Raw genomic sequence first — 1,341 nt, 5'->3', positions numbered from 1 at the left:
AACCAGATCGGTCCCGTCAATCTCGGTGGCCCCTATCCGCCCGGCAAGGACGGCCACCCGCTGCGGATTGAGGAGCGTTCCCGCCCGACGGACGTGCAGATTCCCGAGGCGGCTACGCCCAGAACGCCTGAAGCCAAGCCCGTGGATCCCGCCGCGCCGGTGGATCCGGCGACGGCCGTGGACGAAGCCGCCCCTGCCGGCCCTGCTGCCGACCCGATGGAGATCCAGGCGCTGGAACTCATGTTGGCCGACCCCGCCAACCAGGAACTGGTCGCCAACTTCGGCGGCGAGCTGAAGGCGTTGCCCACCTGGACCACCGTCGGCCAAGGGATTGAAGCGCGCTACGGCGCCGATTTGGGTGGCCGCCTGTACCAACTGCAGAATGCACAGCGTACCGTCGAGGGTGAGTTTTTCAAGGCCAAGGACCTGGCAAAAGACGCCCCTCCTACGATTCCGGTGCCATACGTGCCGGGGAACAGCAAGGACACACCGTCAAGCGGTCAGCCGGGTTGGGTCTACAGCGCAGGCAGCGGCCACGCCGATGGATACCCGCCCAGCTGGCAATTTGACGAGGCAGCGTTTGCGCGCGATTACACCGCAGGCGACTCACCTGCTCAACGTGGATTGGCTTACTTGCATGGCGGCGATCCACTCACCTTCGTGCCGCACGTTGGTGTTGATGGGCAAGCCGAATCTCACTGGGCACTGGATGGGCTAATCACCCGGCCGGACGTTGAGCGACTCGACCCGAACCGGATCACCAAGCTCATCAACAACGAGGCCATTTGGTTCGATCCGGTGCAGGGCTTTAGCACGGACATTGAGAACCTCAAGCCCAACGCCCTGGATCGGGCATTCCCGTACATTTTCGCAGCGGCTGCCACGGTCATTACCTTCGGTGTCGGCGCACCCGCGGCGGCTGGGGCAGCCGGGGCTGCCGGCAGCAGCGCAGCCACCTCCGGGATGTTGAGCGGTGTTATGGCCAACACGTTTGGCACAGGCATCGGCGGCGCTATCGCCACGGGCGCAGCCAGCGGCGCCCTCAGCAGCACTGTGATGCAGTTCATCGTCAATGGCAAAGTGGACTTTGGCGACGTGTTGAAGTCTGCGCTATCAGGCGGCGCGACCGCTGGCATTGGCAAGCTGCCCGGCGTCGGTCAGTTCATAGATGGCAGCGCCGGTAGCTTTGGCGCGCGCCTGATGGAGCACACCGGCCGCGCCACGGTACAAGGTGCCCTGCAGACAGTGCTTGGCGGCAACTTCAAGGATGGCTTCACCAACGGCCTGATCAGCGGCTTGGCTGGTGAGGTGACTGCGCAAGTTAGCGCACAGATCGACGGC

1 pseudogene is annotated in these 1,341 nt (G+C 64.4%); it reads left to right on the top strand.

Annotation, left to right across the window (positions count from 1 at the left end):
- Positions 1 to 216 precede the first annotated feature (216 nt).
- Positions 217 to 1,341, top strand: a pseudogene (locus tag FVQ98_RS19495) (hypothetical protein); the annotation flags it as partial.

The organism is Ottowia flava, from assembly GCF_008017535.1.
GTDB classification, from domain to species: Bacteria; Pseudomonadota; Gammaproteobacteria; order Burkholderiales; family Burkholderiaceae_C; genus Ottowia; species Ottowia flava.
The sequence above is the reverse complement of the archived record's forward strand: the minus strand, read 5'-3'. Positions and strand labels throughout refer to the sequence as shown.